Source organism: Streptomyces sp. NPDC007808, assembly GCF_042868655.1.
In the GTDB taxonomy this organism is placed as follows: Bacteria; Actinomycetota; Actinomycetes; order Streptomycetales; family Streptomycetaceae; genus Streptomyces.
Genome location: NZ_JBIAEQ010000003.1, coordinates 506,455 through 518,980, shown reverse-complemented (window position 1 = coordinate 518,980; position 12,526 = coordinate 506,455). Strand labels below are relative to the sequence as shown.

13 protein-coding genes are annotated in these 12,526 nt (G+C 70.1%); 6 read left to right on the top strand and 7 right to left on the bottom strand.

The genetic code is table 11. The features are described from left to right. Positions 1-76: 76 nt before the first annotated feature. Positions 77-826 carry a VOC family protein gene (locus ACFYNL_RS14085; protein ID WP_388801800.1) on the bottom strand — a complete coding sequence of 250 codons (750 nt, stop codon included), beginning with the start codon at positions 824-826 and terminating at the stop codon, positions 77-79. A gap of 161 nt (positions 827-987) precedes the next feature. Here ACFYNL_RS14085 and ACFYNL_RS14080 point away from each other — a divergent pair, with 161 nt between their 5' ends. Together ACFYNL_RS14080 and ACFYNL_RS14075 are read left to right on the top strand one after the other, a co-directional pair. After that, positions 988-2,142 (top strand): anion permease, encoded by a 1,155-nt coding sequence (locus ACFYNL_RS14080; RefSeq protein WP_388801798.1) that lies wholly within the window; start codon positions 988-990, stop codon positions 2,140-2,142. Positions 2,143-2,173: 31 nt separating this feature from the next. After that, positions 2,174-2,407: a hypothetical protein gene (locus ACFYNL_RS14075; protein ID WP_388801795.1), complete on the top strand. Its 234-nt coding sequence runs from the start codon at positions 2,174-2,176 to the stop codon at positions 2,405-2,407. A gap of 47 nt (positions 2,408-2,454) precedes the next feature. On the opposite strand, the gene ACFYNL_RS14070 is transcribed toward ACFYNL_RS14075, so the two are convergent. Further along, on the bottom strand, positions 2,455-3,909 hold the full coding sequence (locus ACFYNL_RS14070; RefSeq protein ID WP_388801792.1) for a glycosyltransferase family 39 protein: 1,455 nt from the start codon (positions 3,907-3,909) through the stop codon (positions 2,455-2,457). 349 nt (positions 3,910-4,258) lie between these two features. Further along, positions 4,259-4,654 carry a superoxide dismutase, Ni gene (gene sodN / locus ACFYNL_RS14065; protein ID WP_020123534.1) on the bottom strand — a complete coding sequence of 132 codons (396 nt, stop codon included), beginning with the start codon at positions 4,652-4,654 and terminating at the stop codon, positions 4,259-4,261. 145 nt (positions 4,655-4,799) lie between these two features. Here sodN and sodX point away from each other — a divergent pair, with 145 nt between their 5' ends. Then, positions 4,800-5,234 carry a nickel-type superoxide dismutase maturation protease gene (gene sodX / locus ACFYNL_RS14060; RefSeq protein ID WP_388802708.1) on the top strand — a complete coding sequence of 145 codons (435 nt, stop codon included), beginning with the start codon at positions 4,800-4,802 and terminating at the stop codon, positions 5,232-5,234. On the opposite strand, the gene ACFYNL_RS14055 is transcribed toward sodX, so the two are convergent. After that, positions 5,138-5,767: a CGNR zinc finger domain-containing protein gene (locus ACFYNL_RS14055; RefSeq protein ID WP_388801789.1), complete on the bottom strand. Its 630-nt coding sequence runs from the start codon at positions 5,765-5,767 to the stop codon at positions 5,138-5,140. The two genes, sodX and ACFYNL_RS14055, sit on opposite strands and share 97 nt — an antisense overlap. 100 nt (positions 5,768-5,867) lie before the next feature. Between ACFYNL_RS14055 and ACFYNL_RS14050 the strand changes: the two genes are divergently transcribed. Beyond that, positions 5,868-6,638: a class I SAM-dependent methyltransferase gene (locus ACFYNL_RS14050; RefSeq protein ID WP_388801786.1), complete on the top strand. Its 771-nt coding sequence runs from the start codon at positions 5,868-5,870 to the stop codon at positions 6,636-6,638. Positions 6,639-6,707: 69 nt separating this feature from the next. Here the strand turns inward: ACFYNL_RS14050 and ACFYNL_RS14045 are convergent, their stop codons facing one another. Genes ACFYNL_RS14045 through ACFYNL_RS14035 form a run of 3 tightly spaced genes read right to left on the bottom strand, consistent with a single transcriptional unit; the run spans position 6,708 to position 9,425 of the window. Continuing rightward, positions 6,708-7,469, bottom strand: coding sequence for an amino acid ABC transporter ATP-binding protein (locus ACFYNL_RS14045; RefSeq protein ID WP_388801783.1), 762 nt, complete (start codon positions 7,467-7,469; stop codon positions 6,708-6,710). Next, a complete protein-coding gene (locus ACFYNL_RS14040) occupies positions 7,466-8,428 on the bottom strand; it encodes an amino acid ABC transporter permease (RefSeq protein WP_388801780.1) in 963 nt (320 codons plus the stop codon). The genes ACFYNL_RS14045 and ACFYNL_RS14040 overlap by 4 nt, the downstream gene beginning before the upstream one ends. A gap of 31 nt (positions 8,429-8,459) precedes the next feature. Continuing rightward, complete coding sequence (locus ACFYNL_RS14035) at positions 8,460-9,425, bottom strand: ABC transporter substrate-binding protein (protein ID WP_388801777.1); 966 nt, start codon at positions 9,423-9,425, stop codon at positions 8,460-8,462. A gap of 654 nt (positions 9,426-10,079) precedes the next feature. On the opposite strand from ACFYNL_RS14035, the gene ACFYNL_RS14030 reads away from it, so the two are divergent. Beyond that, positions 10,080-11,303, top strand: a complete 1,224-nt coding sequence (locus tag ACFYNL_RS14030) for an NADP-dependent malic enzyme (RefSeq protein WP_388801775.1) — start codon at positions 10,080-10,082, stop codon at positions 11,301-11,303. A gap of 249 nt (positions 11,304-11,552) precedes the next feature. Continuing rightward, positions 11,553-12,515: a zinc-binding dehydrogenase gene (locus ACFYNL_RS14025; RefSeq protein ID WP_388801772.1), complete on the top strand. Its 963-nt coding sequence runs from the start codon at positions 11,553-11,555 to the stop codon at positions 12,513-12,515. Positions 12,516-12,526 lie beyond the last annotated feature (11 nt).

The window sequence follows — 12,526 nt, the reverse complement described above, 5'->3', positions numbered from 1 at the left end:
CGGTCACGGGGGTGGGAGCCGGTGTGCCCCGGCCCCGCCCAGGGCGGCACCGGGCCGACGCGCGGCCGGTGATTCCTCAGGACGCCCCGGCGGCGGGCCGTCCGCCCGTTTCCGGGTCACGTCCCGTCAGGCAGTACACGCCGCCCGCCGGGTCCCGCAGCACCGTCCAGTGGGAGCCCTGGGCGACGAAACTCGCGCCCAGCTCCTCGTGCCGGGCACGGGTCGCCGCGATGTCCGCGCAGGCGAAGTCCAGATGGGCGGAGGCGGGGCGCTCCTGACCGAGCCGCTGGAGCAGCACGCGGATCGGCAGCCCGGGCGACGGCGCGAGCACATGGAACTCGGGGAGCGAGCCGGCCGCCGACCGCCAGCCGTCCAACAGTCCGGTCCAGAAGGTGACTTCGGTGTCGTACGCCGACGGCGGCACATCGAGGCAGATCTGGTCGAGCCGGCTGCCGCGCACCACGGGTGGGCGCACCGACTCGCCGTGCCAGGGCACCGCGCAGAACAACTGCCCGGCGGGCGACCGCAGCACGGCCCACCCCTCGTGCTCGGCGGCGACGTCCGCCCCCAGCCGCAGCGCCGAACGCACGAAGGCCGCCACGTCGTCCACGGCGAAGTCCGGATGCGCGCCCCCGGCGCCCGAGCCCACGGCCTGGGCCTTGACGCAGGCGTCGGCCCCGTCGCTCGGCAGCAGGGTCACGAACTCCCCCTGATCACCCCGGAATTCGGACAGCCGGGTGTCCGTGACCGAGGTCCAGAAGGCGTGCGCGAGGCCGAACGACGCGCTGGGGCGGTCGACGAAGGCGTAGGTCCAGCGGATGCTCATGGGGCGATCGTAGATCGGAGGCCGGGTCGCAGGCCGGGCCGGAGGCCGGGCGTGCGGGCGGGAGCGGCCCTGCCGGAGTCACACCGCCCGCGCGCCAGGTCCTCGGACACGCTCTGCCGTCGGTTCCCCGGATCTGGACCCACACTTGTTTGCATGGGGGAATGGACCACATCACCTTCCTGGTGGTGGTCGTCATCGCGACGGCCCTCGCCTTCGACTTCACCAACGGATTCCACGACACGGCGAACGCGATGGCCACCTCCATCGCCACTCAGGCCCTGAGTCCCCGGACGGCCGTCCTGATCAGCGGCGTCCTGAACGTCGTCGGCGCCTTCCTGTCCACCGAGGTCGCCAGGACGATCTCCGGTGGCATCGTTCAGGACGCGCTCGTCACCCCGGGCATGATCTTCGCCGGTCTGGTCGGGGCGATCCTGTGGAATCTGCTCACCTGGCTGGTCGGGCTGCCGTCCAGTTCGTCGCACGCGCTGTTCGGCGGGCTGATCGGGGCCGTCTGGGCCGGTGCGGGGGCGCACGGCGTGCACTTCGGCAAGGTCGTCGAGAAGGTGCTGATCCCGGCGGTGGTCTCGCCGGTCGTGGCGGGCGTCGCGGCACTGCTGGCGACGTACCTGGCGTACAAGCTCACCTCCCGCGCCCGTGAACAGACCGTCACCAACGGCTTCCGCCTGGGGCAGATCGCCTCGGCCTCGCTCGTCTCGCTCGCGCACGGCACCAACGACGCGCAGAAGACAATGGGCGTCATCACCCTGACCCTGATCTCCGCGGGCGCACTGGACCCCGACGCGGGCCCGCCCTTCTGGGTCGTCGCCTCGGCCGGCCTGGCCATCGGTCTGGGCACCTACCTCGGGGGCTGGCGGATCATCCGCACCATGGGCAAGGGCCTGACGGAGATCCGGTCCCCGCAGGGCTTCGCCGCCGAGACCGCCTCCACGACGGTGATCCTCACCTCGGCCCACCTGGGCTTCGCCCTGTCCACCACCCAGGTCGCCTCCGGCAGCATCCTGGGCGCGGGCCTCGGCTGTCGTCTGGGGGAGGTCCGCTGGGGCGTGGCCGGCCGCATGGTCGTGGCCTGGCTGGTCACCCTGCCCGCCGCGGCACTGATCGGCGGTGTCTCGGCGAGCGTGGTCAAACACGGAGGCGACCTCGGTACGGCCGTCGTCGCTCTGGTGGGCGCGGCCCTGGCCACCGGCATCGTGCTCGTCTCCCGCCGCAACCCGGTGTCCGCGCACAACGTCAACGACGCCCATGAGGTCACCATCCGCGGCGCGGAGCCGGCCAAGGTCGGCACGGCCGCGTGAACGCGCCGCCTGAGCGAAGGGAGTCCCCCTCATGAAGCTCGACTGGAGTGCACTCGGCCAGGTCACCGCGGTGAGCCTGGCCGTCACGGTGGCCGTGGTCGCCGTCTTCGCCTTCGGCGTGGTGGGCCTGGCCCGCTCCGAGGAGGCGCGCGAGGAGGGCGGCGGCACCCGCGTCGCCGGTCTCGTACAGGCCGGGCTGTGCTTCCTGGCGTGCGCGGCGGTGGTGGCGTACGGGATCCATGTGCTCGTGCCGCAGTTCCACTGACGGCGGTCCCGGACAGCCCGCACCGCAGGTCGGGAGAGGGGCGGTCCTCAGCCGCCCGAGATCCGCTCGTACACCGTCACCCGCCGCCCCCGGGCCTGCTCGTCGGCCACCACCCTGAAGTGCTCCTTCAGCACGGCGGTCTTCACCTCGTCCCGCTTGTTCGACAGGGGCCGGGCCACCTCGGGCACGTCGGTGACGAGCAGGATCCGCCGGTGCGCCAGCATCGCGGCCCGTATCCGGGCCGGCTCCGCCTCCTTGCCCTTCAGCGTCCCGGACGCCACGGGACTCTCCGCCAGTGCCACGTCCCGCAGACCGGCGAAGTGTCCCGGGGAGACCAGGGCGGTGTCCCGCCGGGCCGCCGGTACGAAGACCACCGCGTCCCCCGTCTTCTTCAGCCGCCGCACGTCCGCCGCCACCGCCAGGACGTCGTCCACCCGGCTCGCGGGCGAGCGCTTGGCCAGCGACAGCGGCAACAGCGCGGCCATGGCCACGGTGACCACGGCCGGGACGATCCACCGCGCGCCCCGCGGGAAACGCGGCCCGGCCACCCGTACCGCCGTGCCCAGCGCCGCGCCGATCAGCAGGGCCAGACCGAGCATGCTGAAAAGGACGTACCGGTCCAGGAAGAGCGGCTGCACGAGGGACAGACCGATGAGGCCCAGCTGCGGTACCGCCAGCAGCGGCAGCCCGACTGCGGCGATCGACAGCCGGCCCGCCCGGGGCCGGTCCAGGAGGGCACCGAGACCGCCGATCGCCAGCAGGATCGCCGGGCCGATCAGCATGTGCCAGGTCAGTGGCGGTATCCACGAGACCTGGGCGGACTGACGCCGGCTGAACAGGATCAACGGCAGCACCGCCGCCACGGCACCGGTCGAGGCCGCCGCCCAGCACGCCCACGTCCGGCGCCGGGCCCGGGTCCACAGCAGGGTCGCCAGATGCGCGGGCAGGATCAGCAGCGACAGCCAGTTCAACAGCCCGCACACCGCCACCGTGCCGCCGTACGCGACCCAGTACGCCGCCCGGCCACGCCCCTGCAGAACGGTCACCAGCAGCAGCGTCGCGACACCGGCACCCGCTGCTATCAGGGCGTACGGGCGGCCCTCCTGGAGGTAGGACTGCACGGCCGGCAGCAGCCCGAACGCCAGCCCGCCCGCCAGACCCGCCCAGTACCCGGCCAGGCGTCGGCCGACGGCCGCCACGCAGACCGCCGCCACCGCCATGGCCAGCACCGAGGGCAGGCGCAGGGTGGTGGTACCGGGGCCGAAGCACACGAAGAGCCCGCGCATCAGCAGGTAGTAGAGCCCGTGCACGGCGTCGACGTTCCCCAGCATGTGCCATATGTCGGCGACGGGTCGCCGGGCCACCTGCCAGGTGGCGGCCTCGTCCCGCCACACGCTGTGCTCCCGGGACAGGCCCCACAGGCCGAGGGCGAGCGTCCACACCAGAGGGATCGGCCACAGGGGCAGGCGGCGGCTCAGGGGGTACTCCCGTGGGATCGGCACTCATCCGGCGGGGGCCGGGCCGCCAGGTGCTGTGGTCCCCACTAGCCCGCTGCCGCAGACACACCGAAGAGCGCCTCGGCCGCGCAGGCCGAGACGGGATCCTGTGGTGCTCACCTTCCCCCCTGCGCCCACCCGTCGTGCAGCTCGGCCGCGGGGGTGGACATGCCAGAACCTACGGCACGGGACAGACCGCGGCCAGCGTCGACGGCGTGAAGACAATCACCGGCGTTCCAGGCAACCTTCAGCCCGTGGAGCCGTCGCGACTCGGGGAGCCTTCGCCCGGACACGTCGAAGGGGCCCAGCCGGACAACCGGCCGGGCCCCTCGCGAGACCGATGCGAACGCCTGGTTCAGGCCTTCTTGGTCTCCCAGAAGATCTTGTCGATCTGGGCGATGTAGTCCAGCGCCTTCTGACCGGTCGCCGGGTCGGTGGAGGCCTTGGCGGCCGACAGGGCCTTCAGGGCGTCGTTGACCAGCTGGTGCAGCTCCGGGTACTTCTCGAAGTGCGGGGGCTTGAAGTAGTCGCTCCAGAGGACCGAGACATGGTGCTTGGCCAGCTCGGCGCGCTGCTCCTTGATGACGGTGGCGCGCGCCTGGAAGTGCGGGTCGTCGTTGGCGGCCATCTTCTCCTGGACGGCCTTCACCGACTCCGCCTCGATGCGGGCCTGGGCCGGGTCGTACACACCGCAGGGCAGGTCGCAGTGCGCGCTGACCTTGACCTTGGGGGCAAACAGGCGGGAAAGCATGGAGCGTTCCTTCCTCGTGATCGTCTTCTCAGGTGGGACATTACTCCCTGCGGGACGGGTTTTCGCGAGTGCCCCCATGGGCTTAGGACAAAAGTCCAGGGTCAGACTGAGACTGGTGGAGGACCGTACCGGGGAGGTGCCGGGAATGCCGGAGCTGTCGCAGGAGACCGAGCACGGGCGGGCGGGGCGGCCCTTCGGGTGGGCCGAGGTGACCGGGCCGTCGATGGTGCCCACGCTGTACCACGGCGATCTGCTCGTCGTGGTGCACCGGGGCCGGATCAGGGTCGGTGACGTCGTCATCCTGCGGCACCCGTTCCAGCAGGACCTGCTCGTCGTCAAGCGGGCCGCGGAGCGGCGTGAGGGCGGCTGGTGGGTGCTCGGGGACAACGTGTACGCCGGCGGGGACAGCACCGACTACGGCGTCGTGCCCGACGAGCTGATCCTCGGCAAGGTGCGCCTGCGGTACCGGCCGCGCAAGCCCGGTCAGCGCTCGCTGTTCGCGCTGGCGCGCTGGGCGGTGTCGGCCGTGCGGCCCGTGTTCGCCGACCGGTCCGCCTCCAGGCGCTTGCGGGCGCGGTAGGCGGCCACGTTGGCGCGGGTCGCGCAGCGGTCCGAGCAGTAGCGGCGGGAGCGGTTGGTGGAGGTGTCCAGGTAGGCGTTGCGGCACGGGGCCGCCTCGCACAGGCCCAGACGGTCGACGCCGTACTCCGTCAGGTGGAAGGCCAGGCCCATCGCCGCGATGGCCGCGTACCCGGAGGTCGCGTTCGAGGGGTGGTCCGCGAGGTGCATGTGCCACAGGGGGCGGCCGTCGTCGTCCCGGAAGTCGTGGCCGGAGATCTGCGGGCTCACCGGGAACTCCAGCAGCAGGGCGTTCAGCAGGTCCACGGCCAGGGTCTCGTCGCCCTGGTCCGCCGCCTCGAAGACCGAGCGCAGCCTGGCCCGGACCGAGCGGAAGCGCGTGACGTCGGCGTCGGTGGCACGGCGGGCCGCCGACTGGTTGCCGCCGAAGAGGTCGCGGACGGCCTCGACCGAAGTCAGCGAGTCCTTGCCCCGGGCCGGGTCCTCGCTGTTGACGAGTCGTACGGCGTAGTCCGAGTAATAGGCCAGTTCCACTTGTAGTCCTTACGGAGGCGTTCTATCGTCGGGGTGCGGTCGGGGTAACAGCTGATCGTGCTTCCAGGGTATTACGTGACGCACGCGATGGAGGGGCTCGATGACGGACACGTCCACCACCACGACCGGTACCGACTGGCACGCCTGGCAGGAGAGCTGGGACCGGCAGCAGGAGTGGTACATGCCCGACCGCGAGGAACGCTTCCGGATCATGCTCGACATGGTCGAGGCCCTCGTCGGCCCCGCGCCCCGCGTGCTTGATCTCGCGTGCGGCACGGGAAGTATCACGGCCCGGCTGCTCGCGCGGTTCCCGGAGGCCACCAGTACCGGCGTCGACCTCGACCCGGCGCTGCTCGCCATCGCCGAGGGCTCCTTCGCGGGCGACCCGCGGGTCTCCTTCGTCACCGCCGACCTCAAGGACCCTGACTGGCCGGCGAAGCTGCCCCACGACTCCTACGACGCCGTCCTGACCGCCACGGCCCTGCACTGGCTGCACCGTGACCCCCTCGCGGACCTCTACGGCCGGATCGCGGACCTCGTACGCGACGGCGGTGTCTTCCTCAACGCGGACCACATGATCGACCAGTCCACGCCCCGGATCAACGCGGCCGAGCGCGCCCAGCGCCACGCCCGCATGGATCAGGCCAAGACGGACGGAGCCCTCGACTGGTCCGAGTGGTGGCAGCTGGCCGCCAAGGACCCGGTCCTCGCCGAGCCGACGGCCCGCCGCTTCGAGATCTACGGCGAACACGCCGACGGCGACGCGCCGTCCGCCGAGTGGCACGCGCGCGTGCTGCGCGAGAAGGGGTTCGCGGAGGCGCGGCCGGTGTGGTGCTCGCCTTCCGACACCTTGCTGCTCGCCCTGAGGTAGGCCGGCGCCGGGGACGACGGACGAAGGGGCGGTACGGGAATCCCGTACCGCCCCTTGCGGGTCGTACCGTCAGAGCACCTTGGACAGGAATGCCTGCGTCCGCTCGTGCTGCGGGTTGGTCAGGACCTCGCGCGGGTCGCCGGCCTCGACGACCACGCCGCCGTCCATGAAGACCAGGCTGTCACCGACCTCGCGGGCGAAGCCCATCTCGTGGGTGACGACCACCATCGTCATGCCGGACTCGGCGAGGTCGCGCATGACGTCGAGGACGTCACCGACCAGCTCCGGGTCGAGGGCCGAGGTCGGCTCGTCGAAGAGCATCAGCTTCGGGTCCATCGCCAGCGCACGGGCGATGGCCACCCGCTGCTGCTGGCCACCGGACAGCTGCGAGGGGTAGTTGCCGGCCTTGTCGGCCAGGCCGACCCGGTCCAGCAGCTCCCGCGACCGGTCCCTGGCCTGGGCCTTGCTCACGCCCTTGACCTGGATCGGCGCCTCCATGACGTTCTCCAGCGCCGTCATGTGCGGGAACAGGTTGAACCGCTGGAACACCATGCCGATGTCCCGGCGCTGGCGCGCGACCTCGCTGTCCTTGAGCTCGTACAGCTTGTCGCCCTTCTGGCGGTAGCCGACCAGCTCGCCGTCGACGTACAGCCGGCCGGCGTTGATCTTCTCCAGGTGGTTGATGCACCGAAGGAACGTCGACTTGCCGGAGCCGGAGGGGCCGATGAGGCAGAACACCTCGCCGGTCTGCACCTCCAGGTCGATGCCCTGGAGAACCTGTACCGGGCCGAAGGACTTGTGGACGCCCTCGGCCTTCACCATGGCCGTCATACCGAACTGCCCCTTTCGCGGCTGAAGGCCATCATGTTGACCTTGATCTTCTGCCACGGCGTGGGCGGCAGGTTCCGGGTCGAGCCGCGGGCGTAATGGCGCTCCAGGTAGTACTGGAAGACGCTGAACACACTGGTCATGACCAGGTACCAGATGCACGCCACGAACAGCATCTCCATCACGGCGTACGACGTGGAGCCGATCGTGGAGGTGGCGCGCAGCAGTTCGTTGTACGTCACCGCGTACACCAGCGACGAGGTCTTCAGCATGTTGATGAACTCGTTGCCCGTGGGCGGCACGATCACCCGCATCGCCTGCGGGATCACGATGCGGCGCAGCGTCTTCCCCTGGCTCATGCCGAGCGCGTGCGAAGCCTCGGTCTGGCCCTCGTCCACGGCCATCAGACCGGCGCGGCAGATCTCCGCCATGTACGCCGCCTCGTTCAGGCCCAGGCCCAGCAGGGCGGCCATGAACGGCGTCATGACGTCGACCATCTCGTCCTTGTAGATCGGACCGAGATTCAGCATCGGGAAGATCAGCGCCAGGTTGAACCACAGCAGCAGCTGGACGTAGACCGGCGTGCCGCGGAAGAACCAGATGTAGACCCAGGCCACCCAGCTCGTCACCGGGTTCTTGGACAGGCGCATCACGGCCAGGATCACGCCGAGCACCACGCCCATGATCATCGCGAGGACGCTGATCAGCAGGGTGCGGCCGGCGCCCGCGAGAACCGTGGAGTCGAAGATGTAGTCGCCGACCGCGTTCCACTGGATCTTCTCGGCGGTGGCGAAGGCGTTGACGAGCAGCGCCACCAGGGCCAGCACGACGACACCGCTGACCCACCGGCCGTAGTGCCGTACCGGAATGGCCTTGATCGCCTCGGGGGGAAGGCTCGCGCCCTTGGAGACGGCGGCCGACGGCTGCGCGTCGGCCGGCTCCTTGTCGAACTTGTCAGTCACTGTGACTGCCCTTCAGTCTTGCTCGGGACGGTCACTTGCCGCCGTTGATCGCGGCCTTGTCGATCGCACCGGACTCGGCGCCCCACTTCTCCAGGATCTTCTTGTACGTGCCGTCCTCGATGATGGCGTTGACGGCCTCTTCGAGGGCCGCGGTGAGCTCCTTGTTGTCCTTGTTCACCGCGATGCCGAACGGACCGGCGTCGACCTGCTCGCCGACGACCTCGAAGTCGTTGCCGCCACCGGCCTTGCGGGCCAGGTCCACGGCCACCGGGTAGTCGTTGACGCCGGCCACCGCGCCGCCCGACTTCACACGGGTCTGGGCCTCGGTGTCGTTCTCGAACGACTCGATGTTGATCTTCTTCTTGCCGTCGTCCGCGCAGGCCTTCGACTGGGTCTGCAGCGCCTTCTCGTACGTCGTGCCGCGCTGCACGGCGGCCGTCTGGCCGCAGAGGTCCTCGATCGAGTTGATGTTCTTCGGGTTGCCCTTCTGGACGTACACGGCGGTGCCGGCCACGAAGTAGTCGACGAAGTCGACGCCCGGGCCGAGCTTCTTGCCCTTGTCGTCCAGGCCCTCCTGGCGCTGCTTGTTGTCCGTGATGGAGGACATGGCCATGTCGTAGCGCCCGGAGTTCAGGGCGGTGATAAGGCCGTCGAAGGAGCCGGAGGTGAACTGGACCTCGACACCCAGCTTCTCACCCAGCGCGGCGGCGATGTCGGGGTCGACACCGACGATCTTGCCGCCCTCCTGGAACTCCATCGGGGCGTACTCGGCGTTCGTGCCGGCCTTGATGACGCCCGCGTCCTGGATCTTCTTCGGCAGCTTGTCGAAGAGCGGAGCCGTGCTGGACTTGCCCGTCTCCTTGGTGCCCTCGTTGCCGTTGCCGCTGGTCTGGTCGCCGCAGCCGGTGAGCAGCAGGGCGCCTGCGACCGCGATCGCACCTACCGCGGCTGCCCTGGAGCGCGCGGGGGACGTACGGCGGGTGGAGCTTGCGGTCATGGTGGGTTCCTCCGGCGGATGGGTGGAGTTGCCGATGGGGCGTACAGCTACCGATGGGCTCGGCGCTGTCGTGGGTCGACGAGAGCACACGCCTTCGAGTGTCGCGACCTCGTGTGATTACGGCATCTTGCCATTCGGACTGAGCCATTCAGGGCGCCCGCCATGTCAAAATCGGATAACGGGTGACCCCCGAAATGCCTCAGGTCGGTACATCACGACCGCACCTTCTACGGGAATCTGAGCTTCCGGCCGGAAGATCTTCGGCATATCACGCCATGTGGCTCAGTCGTGCGCAACCTTTGCTGTTGTTCGGGTTCTTTACGGCTTCTGGTGTTGATTGTCCGCTTATTTAGCCACGAATCACAGCGGTGTCGCCGTCCGGTCGTGTCCGATTCGTGTCGTCCCTGCCGTTGTTTCCGTGCCCGTCATGTGATCTTGCACCAATGGGACTCGTCGTCGGCGCCGTCCGTCCGGTATGAAGGTTCTTTACACCCCTCATCCGGGGCTCAGGGCGCGTGTGCGGCGCGCCCGTCGCGTATGGGCCGTACGTCGTACGTCGTACGTATCAACGATCAGGGTCATACGCGTCCCCGCCCACTTCTCACCAGGAGTGGTCCCACCCTCAAACCATGAACACCTAAGGGGTCATACAAAGTGGCAGCGGAGATCGTCAATCCTCGCAGCGGCAGCAATACCGATCAGGACGGCGGGGTCGAACCCCTCGATTCCTTCGATCCGGCTTTCGCATTGCACCGCGGCGGCAAGATGGCCGTGCAGGCCACCGTGCCGGTCCGTGACAAGGACGACCTGTCCCTGGCGTACACGCCCGGCGTCGCGAAGGTGTGCAGCGCGATCGCCGAGCAGCCGGAGCTCGTCAACGACTACACGTGGAAGTCGTCCGTCGTCGCCGTCGTGACCGACGGTACGGCCGTGCTGGGCCTCGGGGACATCGGCCCCGAGGCCTCCCTCCCGGTGATGGAGGGCAAGGCGATTCTGTTCAAGCAGTTCGGTGGCGTCGACGCGGTCCCGATCGCGCTGGACTGCACCGGCGTCGACGAGATCGTCGAGACCGTGGTGCGGCTCGCGCCGTCCTTCGGCGGTGTGAACCTGGAGGACATCTCGGCGCCGCGCTGCTTCGAGATCGAGAAGCAGCTCCAGGAGCGGCTGGACATCCCGGTCTTCCACGACGACCAGCACGGCACCGCCGTCGTGACGCTGGCCGCCCTGCGCAACGCCGCGCGGCTGACCGGGAAGGGGCTCGGTGATCTGCGGGCCGTCATCTCGGGTGCCGGGGCCGCCGGCGTCGCCATCGCCAAGATGCTCGTCGAGGCCGGGATCGGGGACGTCGCGGTGGCCGACCGCAAGGGCGTCGTGTCGGCCGACCGGGAGGACCTGACGTCGGTCAAGCGCGAGCTGGCCGGCTTCACGAACAAGGCGGGCATCACCGGATCGCTGGAGAAGGCGCTGGCGGGCGCCGACGTCTTCATCGGTGTCTCCGGCGGTACGGTGCCGGAGGAGGCGGTCGCCTCCATGGCCGAGGGCGCGTTCGTCTTCGCGATGGCCAACCCGAACCCCGAGGTGCACCCCGACGTCGCGCACAAGTACGCGGCCGTGGTGGCCACCGGCCGGTCGGACTTCCCGAACCAGATCAACAACGTGCTGGCGTTCCCGGGCATCTTCGCCGGTGCGCTGCAGGTGCGGGCGTCCCGGATCACCGAGGGCATGAAGATCGCCGCCGCTGAGGCGCTGGCGGGCGTCGTGGGTGACGATCTCGCCGCCGACTACGTGATCCCGTCGCCGTTCGACGAGCGGGTGGCCCCCGCGGTCACCGCCGCCGTGGCCGCCGCCGCTCGCGCGGAGGGCGTCGCCCGGCGCTGACGCGGCGGTGCGGCTTGTGAGGGATGGCCCCGTCCGGGTGGACGGGGCCATTTCCTTGTACGGGTGACTGTGCGGGGGACTCCGGGCCCACGACGAAGGCCCACCGGGGCCGCGGCGGAGGCCCGGTGGGGTCGCAAGCGAAGGCCCGGTGGGGCCGCGGCGGAGGCCCGGCGGGCGCCCTGGCAAGAGGGTGTGTCTCACAAGGCGCCGCGGTTCCGCCGGCCGCCGCGGGCCCCTATCGTCAAGGTCATGTTCGCTGTCTACGCCGCCCGAATCGACCGCGACCAGCCGCTCTCCGGACTGGAGTCGGGGGAGCGCCCGGCCCCCGAGGCCCGTCCCGGCTGGAGCACGGTCAACGTCAAGGCCGCCTCCCTCAACCACCACGATCTCTGGTCACTGCGAGGCGTCGGCCTCCCGGAGGACCGGCTGCCGATGATCCTCGGCTGTGACGCCGCCGGTGTCGACGAGGACGGCAACGAGGTCGTCCTGCACTCCGTGATCGGTCAGAGCGGGCACGGGGTGGGGCCCAAGGAGCCCCGGTCCATCCTCACCGAGCGGTACCAGGGCACGTTCGCGGAGCAGGTCGCGGTGCCGACCTGGAACATCCTGCCCAAGCCCAAGGAGCTGTCCTTCGCGGAGGCCGCCTGTCTGCCGACCGCCTGGCTGACGGCCTACCGCATGCTGTTCACCAACGCCGGCGTGCGGCCCGGTGACTCCGTGCTCGTGCAGGGGGCCGGGGGTGGCGTCGCCACCGCCGCCATCGTGCTCGGGAAGGCCGCGGGGCTGCGTGTCTTCGCCACCAGCCGCGACGAGGCCAAGCGCAAGCGCGCCGTCGAGCTGGGCGCCGTGGAGGCCGTCGAGTCGGGGGCGCGGCTGCCGGAACGGGTCGACGCCGTGATCGAGACCGTCGGCGCGGCGACCTGGTCGCACTCGGTGAAGTCGCTCAAGCCCGGGGGCACGCTGGTCATCTCCGGTGCCACGAGTGGCGACCGGCCCTCGCACGCCGAGCTCACGCGGATCTTCTTCCTGGAACTGAAGGTCGTCGGCTCCACGATGGGGACGAAGGACGAGCTGGAGGATCTCCTCGCCTTCTGCGCCGCCACGGGTGTGCGGCCCGTGATCGACGATCTGCTCCCCCTGGACCGGGCCCGTGAGGGCTTCGAGCGGATGGAGACGGGCGAGCTGTTCGGGAAGATCGTGCTCACCAACTGACTTCCCTCCTC

What these genes read in the sequence shown, in the direction of transcription:
- ACFYNL_RS14025 (WP_388801772.1), top strand. Translation starts at nt 11,553, where the DNA reads ATGTTCGCTGTCTACGCCGCCCGAATCGACCGCGACCAGCCGCTCTCC.
- sodX (WP_388802708.1), top strand. Translation starts at nt 4,800, where the DNA reads ATGCCGGAGCTGTCGCAGGAGACCGAGCACGGGCGGGCGGGGCGGCCC.
- ACFYNL_RS14075 (WP_388801795.1), top strand. Translation starts at nt 2,174, where the DNA reads ATGAAGCTCGACTGGAGTGCACTCGGCCAGGTCACCGCGGTGAGCCTG.
- ACFYNL_RS14045 (WP_388801783.1), bottom strand. Translation starts at nt 7,469, where the DNA reads ATGACGGCCATGGTGAAGGCCGAGGGCGTCCACAAGTCCTTCGGCCCG.
- ACFYNL_RS14080 (WP_388801798.1), top strand. Translation starts at nt 988, where the DNA reads ATGGACCACATCACCTTCCTGGTGGTGGTCGTCATCGCGACGGCCCTC.
- ACFYNL_RS14035 (WP_388801777.1), bottom strand. Translation starts at nt 9,425, where the DNA reads ATGACCGCAAGCTCCACCCGCCGTACGTCCCCCGCGCGCTCCAGGGCA.
- ACFYNL_RS14085 (WP_388801800.1), bottom strand. Translation starts at nt 826, where the DNA reads ATGAGCATCCGCTGGACCTACGCCTTCGTCGACCGCCCCAGCGCGTCG.
- ACFYNL_RS14050 (WP_388801786.1), top strand. Translation starts at nt 5,868, where the DNA reads ATGACGGACACGTCCACCACCACGACCGGTACCGACTGGCACGCCTGG.
- sodN (WP_020123534.1), bottom strand. Translation starts at nt 4,654, where the DNA reads ATGCTTTCCCGCCTGTTTGCCCCCAAGGTCAAGGTCAGCGCGCACTGC.